We start from the raw sequence: 18,425 nt of genomic DNA on the forward strand, positions 1-18,425 counted from the left end.
TGGACCCATGCGTATCCTCATTGCCCCGGACAAATTCAAGGGATCCCTGACCGCAGCCGAAGCCGCATCGGCCATGGCCGAGGGCGCCCTCCGCGTCTATCCGGACGCCGTAACCACCCAATTCCCGGTAGCGGACGGCGGCGAAGGAACCCTCGACGCCGCTATCGCCGCTGGCTACGAGGAACGGAACCACGCCGTTGTGGGTCCGATTCTCAAGCCGGTCGGAGCTTCCTGGGCCATCCGCAAAGATTCATTCGGCGGAGCGACGGCCGTTATCGAAACCGCGCAGGCTTCCGGGTTGGCCTTTATGGAGCCCACCCCCGACAATTCGCTCCGTGCCCACAGCTACGGGTGCGGACAGCTGATCGCTGCAGCGCTTGACGCCGGCGCCACCGAGATTGTGTTGGGGCTTGGCGGTTCCGCAATGTCCGACGGCGGTAGTGGCGCCTTGCGTGCGCTGGGGCTCAAACCCGTGGACGCTGCCGGAAATGTGGTGCCTCTTGGCGGAGGTTTCCTTGCGGACGTCGTTGCCCTGGATGTCTCCGAGCTGGATCCGCGACTGCAGAACGCGAAGTTCCGGATCGCCGTCGACGTCCAAAACCCGCTGTTCGGCGCGGATGGTGCCGCTCATGTTTTCGGACCGCAGAAGGGAGCCGATGAAGACGCTGTCGAAAAGCTCGACGCCGGTCTCCGCAACTGGGCCTCGCACCTTCGGGAAGCCACGGGCCGGGACGTCAACGTTCCGGGAGCCGGAGCGGCAGGCGGGTTCCCGGCGTCGTTCCTTGCCTTTACCGACTCCGCGCTTGAAGGAGGCTTCGCGCTGGTCGCCGGGCTGACCGGCCTGGCTTCGCACCTCAGCGAAGCGGATCTCGTGATCACTGGCGAGGGGTCCATGGATGAGCAGTCGCTCACCGGCAAGGCCCCCATCGCCTTGGCCGACGCAGCAAGCGTGCATGGAATACCCGTGGTCGCTGTGGCCGGCCGAATCACGGTAACGCCCGAGGATCTGGCCAAGCACGGGATCGTGGCAGCGGCACAGTTGCTGGACGTCGCGCAGCGCAAGGACGGTGTTCCCGACGTCGCCGACGCCGTTGCCAATGCGGCCAAGTATGTTGCGTGGGCTACCAGCCAGGTGCTTGAGGGGGCGTAAACCTGCGGAGTTTGGCTACCCCGGTTTATCCATCAGCAAACTTCGGCAGGCCAGCTGCAGCGCGAGCCGGGCTTCCGGGTCCTCCAGATTGATAGCGATGAGTGACTGAATCCGCCTGATGCGGTCGCTCACGGTGTTGCGGTGGACGTTGAGGATCGCAGCCGTCTCCGTCAACGATGACTCGCAATCAAGGAAAGTAGTGAGGGTCTGCAGGAGTTCGGGCCCGGTCTTGAGCAGCGGAGCCAGAAGTTCCCGGGCGGCGGGGCGGAAGGTGTCAGTGCGGGTCCAGATCAGCAGCAACTGGGCCATATCCAAGCGGTCTACGTGGACAAAGTAGCCGGAGGTTTCCCTTGCCCCGGCAATGCGGGCGGCGTCGTTGGCCTCCTCGAGGGAGCTGACGATCCCCTCCGGCTGCGCCTGCATGCGGCCCACCCCGAATTGCGTGGAAATGGTGGCGGCGAGCTCCCGCTGCGCCCGGCGCAGGGCACTGCTGACGCGGCTGACCTCCGCTGGACCCGGCTTGGAGGGAAACGTTACCCATCCGGCCCAGCCGTCCGACTGCTCCACCGTTGCGGCATCGAGGTTTTCCCGCAGGAGAGCCCTGTCCAGGTCCGGTTTTCGCGCCACCAGATCCACGGGTTCACGCGTGATCACACGGAAGGCCATGTGGTAACCGTCCAAAGTCCAACCCAGCTCCAACGCCTTTGCCCTGAACGAAGGACTGACGTCGCCGGCATTGTCGATCAGCTGCCCCAACAACGCAATCCGGTGCCGTGCGTCGCGTTCCCTCTCCAGCCTTTGGCGGGAAAGAAGCTCCGAAACGGCAAGGGCCGCTATTTCCAGCGCTGCCCGAATGGCTGCTTGTTCCTTGTCCAATGTGGGTCCGAGGGCCACCCGCAGCCGCGGACTGTTCTCCTGATCCCTGTGGACCGGTGTCAGGATTTCCGGCGATGCGGTCACCTCGGCGTCTGGCTGCGGCGCGCCTCCCGCGTCCGGGGAGTCAGCCGAAATCAGCTGCCCCGACGGATCCACCAACGTCACGGGGTGCCCGAGCGCGATTCCCAGCCGCTGCAACAGATGACCCAGGGATCCATGCGGGATCCGGCATTCGGCTGCCACACGGGAGATCAGCAGACCCTGGAGATGGGCGGCGCCGGACAGCAACTCCTGCGCGGCGGTACCGAACTGCCAGGCGTTGTGGACGGCCAGGACCACCAGCCCTAATCGTTCGGCGAGCCTTTTCACGTTGGGTGGCAACGCGCCGTCGTCGTTCGGCAGGCTTACTGCAAGGGCCACGACGCCGGCAGCGGCCGCACGCGCCAGCAGCGCCTCCACGTCCCATGACACGCCGGACGGCAGCGGTTCCAGGGGGAGCAGAATGCAGTCCTGGAGGGTGAAGGGATCGCCATCGAGGTTGCGCTTCTCGCGGACCTGCCGGTTGACGTCGGCGAGGGAACCGGTCAACGCAACCAGCGAAGAGACGGTCTTTCCGCCCGGCTCCCCAACGCTCCCGATCACTCCCGCCGGGAGGTGTCTGGTGACGGACCACAGCGGGATCGGGGGAATCATTCTGTTCTCCGGTTCTCCTCGATAGCTACCATCCCATGATGCCACCGCCGCGCCTCCAACTTTCGTTGCAGGCGCGGCGGCGGGCAGATGTTCGACGGCGGTCAGGCGCGGTATCGCTGGATGGATTCGGTGTGCTCTTCCGCAGTTCCGTCCCATCTGTGCGACGGGACCCCGTAGCCGAAGTAACCGGGCCCGGCCAGCTCGAGGCCCTCCGTGGTGTGCCATCGAGGGTCGCTGGGCGCGGTCAGGATGCAGACGCGTTGCCCGTAGCGCAGGTTTTCGGTGGTGACCGGTTCTGCGGATTCTGCGTCCACCACAATGATGAGGTCCGGCGTCGTGGTGACCACGATGCCGTCTTTGGTGGCGAGCAGATGTTCGTTCTGGAAATGCAGGGAAAGAACGGAGCCTGCGTCGGGGCCCATGCCCTCGATCATGGCCTGGCCTTTGGCGAAGCCACCGGTTGTTTGGCGCTGCAGGTCGGTGACCTTGCCCAGGTGGACCACGCGGCCGCTGAGCGTTTCCGCCAGCACATCACACGGGTTAAGGTTGTTGTGTTGCGCGTTGGCGACGGCATCGCCGATGGTGATGGCGAAGGACATTGAGCCGGCCACGAAGCTCTCGCGGGCCTGGGCGCCGGTCATGGCGTACGTGCTGTTGAAGGCGTTGCATCCCATCTCGATGGAAGCCTGCCGGGCAAATCGCTCAGCCCAGAACGAGTCGATGGCTTCAATGACAAGGGTGTTGCCCTTCTCGTCAGCCAATGCCATGGGTGTGGCCTGGATTCCGTACAGCGGTGCCATTCCCATCTGGATTTCCGGAAAGGCCCGGCCGATCAGGTCGCCGTCGATCAGCGGAATGCCGAGCTGCGCGGCGGCGACGATAGGCAGCATGGAGTTCGATCCGCCGATTTCCAGGCAGGCTGTGTGGGTGGCCGCCTTGTTCAATGCCGCAGCGAGTTTCTTGATGGTCAGGGACAGGTTCTCCACGGTGTCGAGCTTCTCCACGGACACCGTGGGCGCGCCGATCGCCGCAATGGGAACAATGAAGGCGTCGTCGGCCAGGTCTTCAACGGAGACGAGCTCCACGGGCCCGAACTCCTCGATCGCCTGTTTCGCCAGGAGGGCGCCAATATAGGGATCGCCTCCTCCACCCGTGCCAAGGATGGCCGCCCCACGGGCCAGGGAGTCAATGTCCTCCACTGTGATCCGCTTGAGCCGGCGTCGGTGCGCTACTTCCAAAGTCATTTCTTCACTTTCCTAGCTTGAGGTTGCCGGCCGCCTTGACGCGGACGCGCATGGCGTTTCCGGGAAGGTAGGGGATCGGGATGGCTTCCTGCTCAACGATCGAGACCGTGTCCGGACTGGCACCTGCGGCAACGGCGCGGTCCACGGCTTCCTGCCGCGCGGATTCCATGGCGCGCTTTTGATCACCGTCCGCGATGTAGGACACGCGGTCCACCTCGCCGCTGATCTGGGCGATGGCGGCACCGTAAGCGTTGGCGACGTCGAAGTTCTCTGGCCTGTGAATGGTGCCCAGGCCTTCCAGTTTGTCTGCCAACAGGATGGATCCACCACCGACGGCAACAACCGGCAGCTCCGCGGACGAGGTCCGGATCCTGTCGGCAATGTCGGCGATGGTTCGATCGATCTGGTCCAGGGCTGACCGGACCACGGCGTCACTAATGTGGCCCACCAAAGATGCGTCTCCGACGTCGGCCCTTCCACTGCGGACCGCGATGTCCGTTGCCGTCAGGACCGATCCGCCAAAGACCATCGACTCCTCGGTCAGGCGGTAGCCCACCGAGTCCGGGCCAACAGTTGCTTGATCGGTCCGCACCCTGGAGCCGCCGCCGAGGCCTGCCGAGAGGACGTCCGGCATCCGGAAGTTGGTTCGCAGGCCTGCGAGGCGGACGTGGGTGCTGGATTCGCGGGGAAAGCCGTTCACGAGGACGCCGACGTCGGTGGTGGTGCCGCCGATGTCCACGATCAGGCAATCGGAGAACCCGGAGAGTGCCGCTGCTCCGCGCATGGAGTTGGTCGGTCCTGAGGCGAACGTGGCCACCGGGTAACGCCGCGTGTATTCGATGTCCATGAGGGTGCCATCGTTCTGGCTGACGTACAGCGGCGCCGCGATGCCCTGCTCCAGGACAGCCTTGGCGAGCCCGTCAACGATCCTGTTCGCCATCTCCGCCAAGGACGCGTTGACGATGGTCGCGTTCTCTCGCTCCAGGAGGCCCACCCTGCCGATTTCGTGGGACAGCGAGACAGGAAATTCCGGGCCCAATTCTTCGCGAAGGATAGACAGCGTTCGTTGTTCGAATTCGTCGTTGACCGGGGAAAATACACTGGAAACCGCCACCGAGCGGATGCCGTTGGCGGCAATGTCGGCTGCGTGCCGCCGGATCTCGTCGGGATCGAACGGGCTGATGGCGCGGCCGTCGAACTCATGTCCGCCGTGGGCCATGTAGGCGCGGCCGCTGACGGCGTGAGTGAGGGCGTCCGGCCAGTCCGTGAACGGCGGCAGGGAAGCGGTGGCGGGGAGCCCCAGCCGGATCGCGGCTGTTGGGCAGAGGTCCCTTGCCTCAATGAGAGCGTTGATGAAATGCGTGGTTCCGATCATGACGCCCCGGATGTCGTCAGGGCTGAAGCCGTTCAATTCCTTTAGTGCAGTGAGCACCTGGGTGATGCCGCTGGTGACGTCCCTGGTGGTGGGGACTTTGGTGGAAGCCAGCACCTGCGCTCCATCCAGCAGCACGGCGTCTGTGTTGGTGCCGCCGACGTCGATGCCGATTCTCAGGCTACTCATGGTGCGGTTACCGCTTCTTCCTTTGTGGTGGTTTCGTTTGTTGGTTGGTTGTCGCCGTAGGACCGCAGGAGGTTCAGCTTGCCGGCGATGATGTAGAGGACGAACGCCGCGGCCAGGGAGTTGAATGCCGGGAGACCGAAGGCGATGAAGTAGCCCAGCGCTGCGGAGACCGCCCAGATGACGAACGTGGCCGGGATCCAGTTTGGCGATTCGGCTGGCGGGAGGCCCGAGTCCCGGCTTGCTTCCAAGAGTGGCCGCCACTTCTTGATGACGAAGTATTCGGCCATGATGATGCCTGCTACTGGTGGGAAGACGACGCCCAGCACCATGAGGATGTCGATGAACTTGTCCAAGATGCCGATCGCGGCCAGCACCGTTCCAACGACGCCCAACAGTAGCGTGACGTGCCCGCGGTTCAGGCGTTTGTTCATGGCGCTGTTGAAGAAGGACACGACGCCGAGCCCGGCGCTGTAGAGATTCCAGTCGTTGATCTTGGACGTGCCCAGCACGATGATCAGGATGCCCACCCAGCCCACCGAGGAGAAGATGATCTGGGTGACGTCTGCCGTCTTTACGGCGTGGGCCAGCAGGACCCCGATCATGCCGATGCTGTAGTTGCCGAGTGTCATTCCGACCACCGTCTGCTTGACGACGTCCCCGGCGCTCCTGTTGTAGCGGGTCATGTCGGGCGTAATGACTGCCCCGAGAACAGCGCTTCCAGCAACGATGGTGGTAGCGGTGACGAAATCCAGCTGCGGGCCCGGAGGGGCATCGTTCATGAGTTGGCTGATGGAATGGTTGCTCAGCTCGGCCCACGCGGCCCACGCGATCAGGATCATGAACAGTGGCACCGTGATGTTTGCCAACCACTGCATTGAGTCGAAGCCGCGGACAACGATCAGCGTGACCACCAGGCCAAAGGCCAGCGACCAAGCCCACGTGGGAATTTCGGGGACGATCTGGTTCAGCCCAGCGCCGGAGATCCCTGACTGAATGCCGAACCAGCCGATGAGGCTGATGCAGATGGCGAGGCCGAGAACCGAGGCGCCGCCCCGGCCGAAGCCTGTCCAGCGGGCGAGCATGGACGTTGTGAGGCCTTGGCGCATGCCGGCGATGCCGACGAAAATCATGAGTGCTTCGACGATCAATGCGCCGACGGTGAAAGCCCAGAACGCGTCCCAGAACGTCATTCCGAAGCCGAAGGTTGCCCCGAGAAGAAACTGGCTCAGGTCGGACGTCTGGCCAAAGCGTTGGACCGCGATGCCGAACCAGTGCTTCCGCTTCGTTGCGGGAACCCTGGTGATGGGGTAGTCATCGTGCCCTTTGTCGGATGTGGACATGACATACATTCCTTTCGAGTGATTCATTTCACAGTATCTGCGGGTCACTCGAAGGTCATTGGGCGATATGCAGTGTTGATGGCTTGCCCGCTTGCACATTGCACAAGCACTGCTGTTTGGTTTACTCCTTGCGCAGGCTGTAGGTGCTCACCACGTTGCCCTTGCTCGTTGCGTACTGGTCTTTGAGTTCGAGCCTGTTCAGTGGATCGCCGTCCTCGAAGAGCCGCCGCCCAGTGCCAGCCACCACGGGATGCGTCATGAGCGTGAGCTCATCCAGGATGCCTGCGAAGAGCAACTGCCGCACCAGGGAGATGCTGCCGCACACGGCGATCTCCCCACCGTCGCGCGTTTTGAGGTCGGTGACGAACTCCTCCAGCGGACCATTGATGAGGTGCGAGTTTTCCCATTCGAGGGGCTCGGACAGCGTGCGGGATGCCACGAACTTCTCCACGGGGTTGATGAATGCGGCAAAATCTTCGTCTTGCGAAGCATTGGGCCAATATCCGGCCCACTCCTGATAGCTGATGCGGCCTAGCACCACCGTGTCCACAGTGTTGATCATCTTGGTCAGTCCCTTGCCCAGCTCATCGTCGAAGCTGTCGAACTGGAACTTGAACGGGTCCTGAACTACGCCATCCACGGAGTGGAAAAGACCGGCGGTAACTTTGCGCATACGTGCCTCCATAGGGTTCTCAGGCATCACGGTATGTGGTGGTGGCGTACTTGGGAAGCTTTTAGGCGGCGCGGCTGGCCGCCGGTATCTCGCACGAGGCAAGTGCCGCCGTCGTCCGCTGTGGACGTTCGACGGCGGCACTCACGTTATGCGGGTCTGCTGGGTGCGCGCTAGGCGGTCTGGCCAGCGTGTTGGCCCTCGGAGATTTCCTCTACTACCTTGCGGTTGAACGCCGGGAGGTCGTCCGGATTCCGGCTGGTGACGAGGCCTTGGTCCACCACGACTTCTTCATCGGTCCAGTTGGCGCCAGCGTTCCTTATGTCGGTTTGGAGCGTGTGATAGGAGGTGACGTTGCGGCCCTTGATGACGCCCGCGTCGATGAGGATCCACGGTCCGTGGCAGATCGAGGCCACCGGCTTGTGTTGCTCGAAGAAGGCGCGCGTGAAGTTCTGCGCATCCTTGTCCACGCGGAGGTGATCGGCGTTTACCACGCCGCCGGGGAGTACCAGGGCGTCAAAGTCCGATGCATTGGCGTCGGCGACTGCAAGGTCGACGTCGAAAGTGTCACCCTTCTCCACGCCGTTGAATCCCTGCAGCTTTCCCTTCGAAAGTGCCACGAGCGTTGGCTGGCCCCCAGCGTCCTTCACGGCTTGCCAGGGGCTGGTGAGTTCAACCTGCTCCACGCCGTCCGTCAGAAGGAATGCGACCTTCTTGCCTGTGATGCTGTGTTCTGACATTGTTCCTCCTCCATTGCGCGGCGGATTGCTTTTTGAGCGTGGGCCGCCGCTGTGAGAGTTGTTTGTCTGACCTGTTCAAGCCTAGGGAAGGTCATTTAGTAAGCAAGCTGAGTATTCATTTGCCGTTAATTCCGGGGGCGCACCGCTGGTCACCAGCATCGCCACCACCATGAGCCTGGTGACTGCCGGTCTCCGGGTCTGCCCCTACTTCTTTTTCCCCCGCTTCGCCGCAGCATTCATCGCCGACTTCACCGCAGGCGGCAGCCCCGTCGTCTCGGTTTCCGGCTCTGCGACGGTCCCGCGCCAACGGGCCAGGCTCTTCATGCCGTGGTAGATCACAAGTGCAGCCGCGGAACCAAGAGCGATGCCGGTGAACTTCAGCTCCCCAATGGTCCACGTGTAATCGGCAATGCCAATAATCAAAGCCACAGCGGCCGTGGTCAGGTTGACCGGGTTGGAGAAGTTGACCTTGTTCTGAACCCAGATCTTCACGCCGAGCACGCCGATCATGCCGTAGAGCATGGTCGCGGCGCCGCCCAGGACGCCGGGTGGGACGGTCGCGATGAGTTCGCCGAATTTCGGGGAGAAGCTCAGCAGGATGGCGAAGATACCGGCCACCCAGTAGGCCGCCGTCGAGTAGACCTTGGTGGCGGCCATGACGCCAATGTTCTCCGCGTAAGTCGTAGTACCGGAACCGCCGCCGAAACCGGCAAGTACCGTTGCGGCGCCGTCGGCCATCAGCGCGCGGCCGGAGACGCCGTCGAGGTTTTGACCGGTCATCGCGGCCACGGACTTCACGTGCCCAATGTTCTCGGCCACGAGGACCAGCACCACCGGGACGAACAGGCCCACGACGCCCAAGTGGAATTCGGGCGTCTGGAACTGCGGAAGACCTACCCACGCGGCGGCGTCCATCTTCGCGTAGTCCACCTCGCCGCGCATCATCGCCACGAGATACCCCACCACAACGCCCACCAGGATGCTCAGGCGCCCCAGGATTCCGCGGAACAGCACGCTGACCAAGATGATCGTGACCAAGGTGATCAGCGCGGTGACGGGAGCGGCGTCGAAGTTGTTCTTCGCGGCTGGCGCCAAGTTGAGGCCGATCAGCGCCACAATCGCGCCGGTGACGATCGGCGGCATGAGCCGGTTGATCCATTCGGCGCCGAACCTCTGGACGATCGCACCAATAAGCGCCAGTACGACGCCGGCCAGCACCACGCCGCCCAGCGCGCCAGGAACGCCGTACTGCTGCTGCGACGCCAGGATCGGCGCGATGAAGGCGAAGCTCGAACCCAGGTAGCTGGGCACGCGGCCCTTGGTGATGACGAGGAACAGCAGCGTGCCGATACCAGAGAAGAACAGGGTGGTAGCCGGCGGCATGCCGGTGATGATCGGGACCAGGAAGGTCGCGCCGAACATCGCCACGACGTGCTGCATGCCCACGCCGATGGTCAGGGGCCAGGCCAGCCGCTCCTCGGGTGCCACCACGTGGCCGGGCCGGATGGACTTTCCGTTGCCATGAAGCTTCCATTTGGTGCCGAGCAGAGTCATGGCCGGGAGCCTTCCAGAGGAGAAGTGATGGGTTCGGTGCAACATTACCGCCGTTGCGGGGCCTGCTCTACGTGCCTCGCGCGCCAAATAGGGCGCAACACGGGCCTCGCAACGCAACGAACCGACGCGCGGAGTCACGCAGTGTGCGCAACGTCACGGGCCGTCACGGGAAGAGGACAACGGAAGTTGAAGTTGCAACCATGGAAAGCAGAAGTGCCCGGCCGTCCCCAAAGGCAAGGGCCCAGCGAAAGGTTCACGAATGACGATCGCCCACGAAGAAGCAGTCATTGACGCCGCAGCAGTCGACGCCATTTTTGCCGAAGCCCGTACCGCGAACAGCTTTGCCGGTGAGGTCACCGACGAGCAGGCCCGCGCCATCTACGAGCTCACCAAGTTCGGCCCCACCGCCTTCAACTCCCAGCCCCTCCGCGTGACCTACGTCCGCTCGGATGAGGCACGCGCCAAGCTGGTCGACGCCCTCTCCAAGGGCAACCAGGCCAAGACCGCCTCCGCCCCGCTGGTCGCCATCCTGTCCTACGACACCGCGTGGCATGAGCAGTGGGACAAGTTCCTTCCCGTCTACGCCGCCCCCAAGGCCATGTACGACGCCGACCCCGCCTTCACCGCCACCACGGGCAACAACAACGCCCACCTGCAGGCCGGCTATTTCATCCTCGCCGTCCGCTCACTCGGTTTCGCCGCTGGCCCGATGACCGGTGCCGACTTCTCCGCGATCGACGCCGAATTCTTCCCCGAGGGTGACCAGAAGAGCTTCCTCGTGGTCAACATTGGCCAGCCCGGCCCGGACGCCTGGGGCGAAGCAAAGCCGAAGTTCGCCTACGAGGACGTTGTCCGCACGGTCTAGTTTTTCCTCCTGTTCCGACGATGCTCTCGCACGTGATGTGCGAGAGCATCGTCGTTTAAAGGCGACGATGTGAGCGAGGATCCGGGGGTTTCAGTTGCGCTCTCACTTCCTGCGCATATTTTGGCATCCCTCTCGCAGATCCGGTCAGTTCTGACTCGCTGAGTGGCAAACTATGGCTATGCGGAACCTCATCTGGGTGGCGTTTACCGAGCCAGTACGGCCAGGGCTGGTGTTTCCGCGCAGCGACTGGCCCCTTCACATCACGTTGTTAAGGTTCGACGTCGGAACTGACGTGAGTGCCGACGTCGCCGACGTCCTCGCGGACTTGGCCGGGGCGCCGGTCCAGGGAGCCCTTGGAACGGAACTGACCATTGGGGAAGAGGCGGGCTTCGGCCACATGGGGTCGATTCCCGTGAGCCTGGTGGAACAAAACCCGTTGCTCCAAGGCCTGCACGAGGAACTCTTCGACGCGGTGGTCAGCGTGGGCGGGCGCATCGCTACGCCGAACTACGTCCTCGAACGCTACCGACCACACATCTCTCATCACGACGGCAAGCGCCCAAAGCCGGGAGACGTCGTCGTGCTTGACCAGGTTGCGCTGGTGGACATGGCGCCGGAAGGCAACCACACCATCCGGCGCATCCTCAGGCTCTGGACCCAGGACACTGCAGAGGCTGAGGACACGCAATCTGCTTGAAGACACACAGAAACGGGCTGGGGCCACCCACATCCAAGCGGCCTCAGCCCGTTTCCATGTCGCCAGCGAAAATGCGCGTCGCCAGCGAATCAGAACTTACGCAATGACCCCATCCACCAAAGCCTTGGCTTCCTCCTGCACCTTGGCCAGGTGGTCGGCGCCCTTGAAGGACTCGGCGTAGATCTTGTAAACGTCCTCGGTGCCGGAAGGGCGGGCCGCGAACCAGGCGTTCTCGGTAACAACCTTCAAACCGCCGATCGAAGCTCCGTTGCCTGGGGCTTCCGTGAGTTTGGCAGTGATGTCCTCGCCAGCCAGGGTGGTGGCGGTGACGTCGGATGCCGAGAGCTTGCCCAGCTTGGCCTTCTGCTCGCGCGTGGCAGCGGCATCGATTCGGGCGTAGACCGGCGCGCCGAACTTATCCGTCAGCCCCTTGTACAACTGCGACGGAGACTTGCCGGTGACGGCCGTGATCTCCGAGGCCAACAGGGCAAGCAGGATGCCGTCCTTGTCCGTGGTCCAGACGCTGCCATCGCGCTTGTTGAAGGAGGCGCCGGCAGACTCTTCGCCACCGAAGGCACCCTCGCCGGACAGCAGGCCGGGAACGAACCACTTGAAGCCAACAGGAACCTCAACCAGTTTGCGCCCAAGTCCGGCAGCAACGCGGTCGATGATCGAGGACGAAACCAGTGTCTTGCCCACGACGGACTCGGGATTCCAGCCACTGCGGTTGCGGTACAGGTAGTCAATGGCTACGGCCAAGTAATGGTTCGGGTTCATGAGACCACCATCCGGCGTGACAATGCCATGGCGGTCGGCGTCGGCGTCGTTACCCGTGGCGACGTCGTAAGCCGAGCGGCCACCGTCCGAGGAAGCCATGCGCTTGATGAGCGAAGCCATAGCCGACGGCGAGGAGCAGTCCATGCGGATCTTCTCGTCCCAGTCCAGGGTCATGAAAGCCCACTGAGGATCGACGGTGGGGTTCACCACCGTCAGGTTGAGCTGGTGCCGCTCGCCGATCTCACCCCAGTAGTCAACGGACGCGCCGCCCATTGGATCGGCGCCGATACGGACACCCGCGTTGCGGATCGCGTCCAGGTCCAGGACGGACGGGAGATCGTCAACGTAGCTGCTGAGGAAGTCGAACTTTCCGGTGGTGTCCGCATTCAAAGCATCGTTCAACGGAATGCGCTTGACGCCCCGGAGGCCGTTCTCAAGGAGCTGGTTGGCGCGTTCGGCGATCCAACCCGTGGCGTCGGTGTCGGCCGGGCCGCCGTGCGGGGGGTTGTACTTGAAGCCACCGTCGCCGGGCGGGTTGTGGCTGGGCGTGACAACAATGCCGTCAGCCTGCGGCGTACCCGGCGCAGCTTCGCGGTTGTACTTGAGGATTGCGTGGCTTAGCGCGGGCGTGGGCGTGTAGCCGTGGCGGGCATCCACGAGCACAGTGACGCCGTTGGCCGCGAGGACCTCCAGCGCGGAGTTCTGCGCGGGCTCGCTCAGGGCGTGGGTGTCCCGCCCGATAAACAGCGGCCCGGTGATGCCCTGGCGGCCGCGGTATTCAACGATTGCCTGCGTGATCGCGAGGATGTGCGGCTCGTTAAACGACGACTTCAAGCTGGATCCGCGGTGGCCCGACGTTCCAAACGCCACGCGTTGCGCGGGATCGCCCAAATCCGGGGTGACGTCGAAGTACGCGTCCAGCAGGGCTGTGATGTCAACAAGGTCCTGGGGAAGGGCAACTGTGCCCGCTCGGCTAGCCATGTCGTCCAGCATGCCAGACCACCCCGTCCGCTGACAGCAAATGTCCGGGGATCCGGCCCCTGTGACGCAGAATGGCGGTGATGTGGCGCCGGATGAGCCAAAGATTTACCTTGCGTTTACGAGCTGCGGCTTTAGTGGGAGGATTCCGCCCCGGGATGCCCGGAGGCGGCTGTGGCGCCACGAGCCGGGCTACCTTATGCGGCGCACCCGGCGGCGGTAGTGTGGGAAACAAAGACTTAGCGAGGGGGATTCCCATGTCAGACCAACCATCCAAGGGCAACGAGGACAAACCGGCGGGCTACGAACCACCGCAGTACATCCCACCCGCCGAATTCAGCGCGCCGGAGCCGAGCTCACCCACCCAGCCGCTTCCGCCGTACGACCAGAATGCGTACACGCAGAACGCCCAAGGCCAGGACGACTTCTACACGCAGCCGGTCCCACCAGCCAGCCAGGGTGGTGCCAGCCAGGGCACATCCAGCCAGAGCGCGTACACGCCCGGTGACTACAGCCAGCCGAGCCCATCGCCCTACGGCCAGCCGCCGAGCCCTTATAACCAGAGCCAATACAACCAAGGCCAATACAACCAGGGCCCGTACCAGCAGCAGCCCTACCAGCAGCAGCCCTATGGCCAGCAGAACCCGTACGGCCAGCCCGCCTATTACGCCATGCCCACCCAACCCAAGGGTTTGAGCATTGCGAGCATGTGCTGCGGCATTGCAACATTCATTGGCTTCGGGTTCTTCATCCTGCCGCAGATCGCAGCTGTCATCCTGGGCCACCTTGCCCTCAACCGCGAACCCGCAGGCAAGGGCATGGCGATTGCCGGCCTGATCATGGGTTACGTCGGCGTGGCGATCACGGTGGTGGTCCTGATCTTCTTCTTTGCCGCGATCGGCGCCTCCAGCAGCTACCGCTACTAGGCAGCAGCTACCGCTACTAGGCAAACGCGAACGACGGCGGTCCTCGCCCGGGTGGGAATTCCACCGAACGCAAGGGTCGCCGTCGTTGTCCGTTTGGGTGGCGTTAGCCGTTTGCGAGCCCGAAGGCTACCGCACGCCGCCCATCAACTTCTTGATCGCCGGGGATCCAGCAGCCAGGGCCACAGCCAATACCACTGCCACGCCGCCGATGCCCAGGAAGTACGGGAGTTCGTCGTCGGGGTTGTAAAGGCCAGCGAGGATGCCCGCAAGGGTGGTGCCCAGGGAGACGGACAGGAAGAACAGCGCCACCATCTGGGTGTGGAATGCCTGCGGAGCGAGCTTGGTGCTCACGGACAGACCTATCGGGGAAAGGAAGAGTTCCGCCAGCGTAAAGAGGAACAGGATGCCCACCAGTGCCAAGAGCGGGGTCTTGCCATCGCCGGCCAGCGGGATGAAGGCGAGGAAGGCCAAGCCCATGATGAGCAGGCCCGCCGAGAATTTCAGTGGGGAACTCGGCTGCTTGGAGCCCAGTTTGGTCCACAGCGCTGCCATGACGCCCGCGAAGATGATGATGAACACCGGGTTGATGGACTGAACCCAGGCGGCGGGCATTTCCCAACCGAACAGGTTGCGGTCCAGCTTCTCTTCGGAGTACACGGCGATGAAGGTGAACTGCTGCTGGAACAGTGCCCAGAACGCGGCTGAGGCGATGTACAGCGGGATGAAGGCGAGTACGCGCTTGCGTTCCACGCCGGTTACCTTGGGGCTGCGGAAGATCAGGAAGAGGTAGATCACCGAGGCGCCGATGGCAGCGTAAGCCATGCTGCGGGCAAGGTTATCGGCATTCACGATCCCCGTGCCCAGCAGCACTCCTATGATCGCGAGGATGCCCAGGAAGATCAGCCCATACCGTGTGCGTTCGGCGGCCGGGAGCGGGTTGGGAACGCGGTGCGCTTCCTCGGGGAGCTTGTTGCGGCCGAGCGAGTAGATGACAAGGCCGATCGCCATGCCCACCGCTGCTGCGCCGAAGCCCCAGTGGAAGCCTTTGCTCTCCTGGAGCCAGCCCGTGACCAGCGGGCCGATGAGTCCGCCGATGTTGATGCCCATGTAGAAGATGGAGAAGCCGGCGTCGCGGCGTTCATCCTTCTCGCCGTACAGGCTGCCGACCAGCGCGGTGGCATTGGCTTTCAGGCCGCCGGATCCGATGCCCACGAGCACAAGGCCAGCGATCAGTCCGGGAATGCCAGGCAGGAGGGCAAGGGCGATATGGCCGGCCATGATCATGAGGGCCGAGCCGAAGAGGACCTTTTCGGAACCGAAGATCCGGTCTGCGAGCCATGCGCCCAGGATCGTGGACAGGTAGACGCCGCCACCATAAGCGCCAACCAAGCCGGCGGCGAGGCCCTTGTCGATCGACAACCCGCCCTGCTCGGCGGTGAAGTACATGTAGTAAAGCAGGATGCCTTGCATGCCGTAGAAGGAGAATCGCTCCCACATCTCCACGGAGAAGAGGCTGGCCAGCATCTTTGGGTGGCCGAAGAATGAGGTATCGCCCGATGGTTTTTGGGACGTAGCCGTGGTTAGAGGTGTGCTCATTTCCTCAATGCTGGCATTGACTGCGGGCATTGTCACATCGATGGATGCCCATGGCAACCACTATCCATATGGTAGACAGCCGCACAGGCCCGCCTACTTAAAGGACTCCAGAACCGCCGCGAGTTGAAGAAGCTGCAGCTCAGAGCCCGGTTTGCCGATCACCTGAATGCCCATCGGCAGGCCGCTCGCTGTCACGTGGACGGGAATGCTGATGGCCGGCAACCCACACACATTGACCATGGAGGACCACGGCGCGTACTCGCACTGCCTTTTGTAGTCTTCGTCCGCGTCACCGGCCCACTCGCTGGGCCACGGCTCGCCACTGTGGCCGCCGCCGGTGAACCAACCGATCGGCCGCGGTGTCTGCGCCAGCGTGGGCATGAGGATGACGTCCCACTCCGCGTATTGCGCGATCGTGTCGTGCTCGAACTGCCGCAGGAAACCCAGGGCTTCATTCACTTTCAACGCGCTGCGTTGTTGCGCCCGACGCCGGAATACGCGGGTCAGCGGCGTCAGCAGCGCCTCCCGCTGGGGTGCTATCCGGGCACTCCCGACGCCGGCCGTCCAGGCAGCGGTGAACGCATCGGGGTAGCGGTTGTCGTACCGGATCTCCGCTTCCGCGACGCGGTGGCCGGCCTCCTCAAGCAGCAGGATTCCCCGGGCCAGGGAGTCCATTGCTTCCTGCTCCACGTCGAAAGGAAACACTCCGGCCCATGGGCTATCCAGGCTCACGCCCACTTTGAGCGGCAGCGGCGCGTGGCCAACGTTGGCGAGGTAACCGCCGTCGGGCGCTTGTTCCTGCGGGACCAGCGCGTCCATAAGCAACGCCGCGTCCGCAGCCGTGCGCGCAAGTGGTCCGGCGACCACCAATTTTGCAGCATCCCCAGCACTTGCCCCGGACGGCACTACGCCCCGGCCTGGCTTGAGCCCCACCAGCCCACAGGCGCCGGCAGGAATGCGGATGGACCCGCCGCCGTCGGTCCCGGGAGCGAAAGGAACCATGCCAGCCGCCACCGCGGCAGCGCTTCCGCCTGACGATCCGCCGGAACTTCGACTTAAGGAATGCGGATTGCGCGACGGCGGTGCGATGCGGTTTTCGCTGTACGTGGTGAGCCCGAACTCCGGAACCTGCGTTTTGCCCAGCGAGATTGCGCCTTGGCCTTTCAAGGTGGCTGCGAGGGCGCCATCCTCCGGCGCTGGCTTGTGCTCCAGGGCAGCGCTGCCATGGGTGGTGGGAATGCCGGCCACGTCCGTGAGGTCCTTGAAGGCAAGGGGCATGCCGTGCAGGAGGGGCAATTCGGAAAGGCGGTGTGTGCGGGAGAGTTGCGCGTGCAGGTTGTCCGCAGCCTTGGCACCGTCCATTGCCTGTTCGGCCGTGACCGTGACAAACGCACCTAAGTGTTTGTTGCGTGCCTCGATGACGGAGAGGAAATGTGCGGTGGCCTCCCTCGCCGAGAGCTCACCGGATGCGAGGGCGTCGCGAAGCTGCACCGCGGTGAGCTGCTGCAGCTTTGCCGGGGAAGGATCAACCAAGGAAACGCGACTCCAACCGTTCCTCCACAGCAATGGCGTCTACGCTCTCGCCCGCACCCGCGGTCACCCGGAAGGCGGCCTTGTTCTTGACTTCGGACACCACCTCCACAAGCTCAGTGCCCCGGTAAACCAGACCCACGCCGTCGTCCGTGCAGTGCGCCTCGCCGAGCGTGCCGTTTGCCACCAACTTGTGGATGGCAGGGGCGCGGGTGGGTTCAGAGTCATAGTGGACGCCGTTTGCGTAGGGAAGGAAGCCAAGTGAGTTGGTGACAGGCTTCAGTTCAGGGCCGAAGGAGTCGGTCACGCCGCCCTTGAACCAACAGATGGAACCTGCGGAAACGCCAGCCAGGACCACACCGCTTTCCCAAGCCTTCCGCAATATTCCATCCAGGCCGTGCGCCCTCCACACGGCAAGGAGGTTGACCACCGAGCCACCGTGGACCCACACCACGTCCTGCTCAAGGAGATGGGCGTCCGGATCCTCAATGTTGGGCATGGTGAAGAGGTTGAGATGAGTGAAATCAAACCCCGCAATGCGGGCGGCCTGATCCATTTCTGCCGCCCACCAGCGTTGATCGCCCGATGCGGTGCCAATATGGGTCACCCGCGGTGCGCGGCCATTTACGCCGGCAAGCTCCACGGCGTAATGCATGAGGTGGTCGAACTCGATGCGGGTCCGGCTGCCCGGCTTGTAACCGCCGGATGTTGCGAGGATGGTGGGTTGGCCAGCCGCCATTGTCCTGCTCCTAACAGCCGATTCAGGGAGTCTTTGGGTCCCAGTCTTAGCTCCGGGACTCCGCCGCGCAAGCGGCGTCTCGCTGGGTGGCCTCTGGGACTAGGCTGGATGGTGACCTAAATCGATGGGAAGGAAACGCCATGAGCGACTTCGAAACCGTGCCTGTGGGCGACATTCCGGCTGATGCCAGCATCCTTGACGTTCGTGAAGACTATGAATGGGTTGCCGGGCATGCTGAGGGCGCACGTCATATTCCCATGGACCAACTGCCCGCCCGGTTGGATGAACTGGACCCCGACGACGACCTCTTCGTCATCTGCAGGACCGGTGGCCGTTCCTTCCGCGTAGTGCAGTGGCTGGTGGGCCAGGGCTACTCCGCCGTGAACGTGGCCGGTGGGATGGACATGTGGTTCGAGGCCGGCCGGCCCATGGTGTCGGACAACGGCCTTAAGCCAGTGGTTCTCTAGCACCGGCTCCAGACCTTCTCCC

General features: G+C 63.5%; 16 protein-coding genes. 5 read left to right on the top strand and 11 right to left on the bottom strand.

Annotated elements, in window-relative coordinates; translation table 11 throughout:
* Positions 1–7 precede the first annotated feature (7 nt).
* A complete protein-coding gene (locus ACZ5G6_RS00285; RefSeq protein ID WP_498688613.1) occupies positions 8–1,150 on the top strand; it encodes a glycerate kinase in 1,143 nt (380 codons plus the stop codon).
* 15 nt (positions 1,151–1,165) lie between these two features.
* Here ACZ5G6_RS00285 and ACZ5G6_RS00290 read toward each other — a convergent pair whose 3' ends face one another.
* From ACZ5G6_RS00290 to ACZ5G6_RS00320, 7 genes are all read right to left on the bottom strand, one after another.
* Positions 1,166–2,719 carry a PucR family transcriptional regulator gene (locus ACZ5G6_RS00290; protein WP_498688615.1) on the bottom strand — a complete coding sequence of 518 codons (1,554 nt, stop codon included), beginning with the start codon at positions 2,717–2,719 and terminating at the stop codon, positions 1,166–1,168.
* A gap of 101 nt (positions 2,720–2,820) precedes the next feature.
* Positions 2,821–3,963 carry an S-methyl thiohydantoin desulfurase family protein gene (locus tag ACZ5G6_RS00295; protein ID WP_498688617.1) on the bottom strand — a complete coding sequence of 381 codons (1,143 nt, stop codon included), beginning with the start codon at positions 3,961–3,963 and terminating at the stop codon, positions 2,821–2,823.
* A 4-nt stretch (positions 3,964–3,967) separates the two neighbouring features.
* Entirely contained in the window at positions 3,968–5,524 is a 1,557-nt protein-coding gene (locus ACZ5G6_RS00300; RefSeq protein WP_498688619.1) for a hydantoinase/oxoprolinase N-terminal domain-containing protein, read from the bottom strand.
* On the bottom strand, positions 5,521–6,864 hold the full coding sequence (locus tag ACZ5G6_RS00305) for a purine-cytosine permease family protein (RefSeq protein ID WP_498688620.1): 1,344 nt from the start codon (positions 6,862–6,864) through the stop codon (positions 5,521–5,523). Before ACZ5G6_RS00305 ends, ACZ5G6_RS00300 begins: the two co-directional genes overlap by 4 nt.
* 121 nt (positions 6,865–6,985) lie before the next feature.
* The gene (locus ACZ5G6_RS00310; protein ID WP_498688621.1) at positions 6,986–7,537 is read right to left on the bottom strand and encodes a dihydrofolate reductase family protein; all 552 of its coding nucleotides are present in this window, start codon (positions 7,535–7,537) and stop codon (positions 6,986–6,988) included.
* Between the two features lie 170 nt (positions 7,538–7,707).
* Positions 7,708–8,274: a type 1 glutamine amidotransferase domain-containing protein gene (locus ACZ5G6_RS00315; protein WP_223935248.1), complete on the bottom strand. Its 567-nt coding sequence runs from the start codon at positions 8,272–8,274 to the stop codon at positions 7,708–7,710.
* A gap of 204 nt (positions 8,275–8,478) precedes the next feature.
* Positions 8,479–9,828 (bottom strand): uracil-xanthine permease family protein, encoded by a 1,350-nt coding sequence (locus ACZ5G6_RS00320; RefSeq protein ID WP_498688623.1) that lies wholly within the window; start codon positions 9,826–9,828, stop codon positions 8,479–8,481.
* A 259-nt stretch (positions 9,829–10,087) separates the two neighbouring features.
* On the opposite strand from ACZ5G6_RS00320, the gene ACZ5G6_RS00325 reads away from it, so the two are divergent.
* Complete coding sequence (locus ACZ5G6_RS00325) at positions 10,088–10,693, top strand: malonic semialdehyde reductase (RefSeq protein ID WP_223935250.1); 606 nt, start codon at positions 10,088–10,090, stop codon at positions 10,691–10,693.
* Between the two features lie 178 nt (positions 10,694–10,871).
* Entirely contained in the window at positions 10,872–11,390 is a 519-nt protein-coding gene (locus ACZ5G6_RS00330) for a 2'-5' RNA ligase family protein (RefSeq protein ID WP_498688625.1), read from the top strand.
* 96 nt (positions 11,391–11,486) lie between these two features.
* Here the strand turns inward: ACZ5G6_RS00330 and pgm are convergent, their stop codons facing one another.
* Positions 11,487–13,148 (bottom strand): phosphoglucomutase (alpha-D-glucose-1,6-bisphosphate-dependent), encoded by a 1,662-nt coding sequence (gene pgm, locus ACZ5G6_RS00335; RefSeq protein ID WP_498688626.1) that lies wholly within the window; start codon positions 13,146–13,148, stop codon positions 11,487–11,489.
* A 254-nt stretch (positions 13,149–13,402) separates the two neighbouring features.
* Between pgm and ACZ5G6_RS00340 the strand changes: the two genes are divergently transcribed.
* A complete protein-coding gene (locus ACZ5G6_RS00340; protein WP_498688628.1) occupies positions 13,403–14,071 on the top strand; it encodes a DUF4190 domain-containing protein in 669 nt (222 codons plus the stop codon).
* Between the two features lie 126 nt (positions 14,072–14,197).
* Here ACZ5G6_RS00340 and ACZ5G6_RS00345 read toward each other — a convergent pair whose 3' ends face one another.
* The 3 genes from ACZ5G6_RS00345 to ACZ5G6_RS00355 form a co-directional block, all read right to left on the bottom strand.
* Positions 14,198–15,697 (bottom strand): peptide MFS transporter, encoded by a 1,500-nt coding sequence (locus ACZ5G6_RS00345; RefSeq protein ID WP_498692014.1) that lies wholly within the window; start codon positions 15,695–15,697, stop codon positions 14,198–14,200.
* A gap of 63 nt (positions 15,698–15,760) precedes the next feature.
* Complete coding sequence (locus ACZ5G6_RS00350; protein WP_498688630.1) at positions 15,761–17,200, bottom strand: amidase; 1,440 nt, start codon at positions 17,198–17,200, stop codon at positions 15,761–15,763.
* On the bottom strand, positions 17,193–17,936 hold the full coding sequence (locus ACZ5G6_RS00355) for a Type 1 glutamine amidotransferase-like domain-containing protein (RefSeq protein WP_498688631.1): 744 nt from the start codon (positions 17,934–17,936) through the stop codon (positions 17,193–17,195). Before ACZ5G6_RS00355 ends, ACZ5G6_RS00350 begins: the two co-directional genes overlap by 8 nt.
* Before the next feature lie 140 nt (positions 17,937–18,076).
* Here ACZ5G6_RS00355 and ACZ5G6_RS00360 point away from each other — a divergent pair, with 140 nt between their 5' ends.
* The gene (locus ACZ5G6_RS00360) at positions 18,077–18,403 is read left to right on the top strand and encodes a rhodanese-like domain-containing protein (RefSeq protein ID WP_216924267.1); all 327 of its coding nucleotides are present in this window, start codon (positions 18,077–18,079) and stop codon (positions 18,401–18,403) included.
* Positions 18,404–18,425: the final 22 nt, after the last annotated feature.

It is taken from the genome of Arthrobacter sp. TmtSoilC51 (genome assembly GCF_055388015.1).

Excerpts from the sequence above, each read along its gene's own strand:
- ACZ5G6_RS00345 (WP_498692014.1), bottom strand. The coding sequence starts at position 15,697 with ATGCCCGCAGTCAATGCCAGCATTGAGGAAATGAGCACACCTCTAACC.
- ACZ5G6_RS00300 (WP_498688619.1), bottom strand. The coding sequence starts at position 5,524 with ATGAGTAGCCTGAGAATCGGCATCGACGTCGGCGGCACCAACACAGAC.
- ACZ5G6_RS00305 (WP_498688620.1), bottom strand. The coding sequence starts at position 6,864 with ATGTCCACATCCGACAAAGGGCACGATGACTACCCCATCACCAGGGTT.
- ACZ5G6_RS00295 (WP_498688617.1), bottom strand. The coding sequence starts at position 3,963 with ATGACTTTGGAAGTAGCGCACCGACGCCGGCTCAAGCGGATCACAGTG.
- ACZ5G6_RS00355 (WP_498688631.1), bottom strand. The coding sequence starts at position 17,936 with ATGGCGGCTGGCCAACCCACCATCCTCGCAACATCCGGCGGTTACAAG.
- pgm (WP_498688626.1), bottom strand. The coding sequence starts at position 13,148 with ATGGCTAGCCGAGCGGGCACAGTTGCCCTTCCCCAGGACCTTGTTGAC.
- ACZ5G6_RS00315 (WP_223935248.1), bottom strand. The coding sequence starts at position 8,274 with ATGTCAGAACACAGCATCACAGGCAAGAAGGTCGCATTCCTTCTGACG.
- ACZ5G6_RS00340 (WP_498688628.1), top strand. The coding sequence starts at position 13,403 with ATGTCAGACCAACCATCCAAGGGCAACGAGGACAAACCGGCGGGCTAC.
- ACZ5G6_RS00330 (WP_498688625.1), top strand. The coding sequence starts at position 10,872 with ATGCGGAACCTCATCTGGGTGGCGTTTACCGAGCCAGTACGGCCAGGG.
- ACZ5G6_RS00290 (WP_498688615.1), bottom strand. The coding sequence starts at position 2,719 with ATGATTCCCCCGATCCCGCTGTGGTCCGTCACCAGACACCTCCCGGCG.
- ACZ5G6_RS00325 (WP_223935250.1), top strand. The coding sequence starts at position 10,088 with ATGACGATCGCCCACGAAGAAGCAGTCATTGACGCCGCAGCAGTCGAC.
- ACZ5G6_RS00310 (WP_498688621.1), bottom strand. The coding sequence starts at position 7,537 with ATGCGCAAAGTTACCGCCGGTCTTTTCCACTCCGTGGATGGCGTAGTT.
- ACZ5G6_RS00360 (WP_216924267.1), top strand. The coding sequence starts at position 18,077 with ATGAGCGACTTCGAAACCGTGCCTGTGGGCGACATTCCGGCTGATGCC.
- ACZ5G6_RS00285 (WP_498688613.1), top strand. The coding sequence starts at position 8 with ATGCGTATCCTCATTGCCCCGGACAAATTCAAGGGATCCCTGACCGCA.
- ACZ5G6_RS00320 (WP_498688623.1), bottom strand. The coding sequence starts at position 9,828 with ATGACTCTGCTCGGCACCAAATGGAAGCTTCATGGCAACGGAAAGTCC.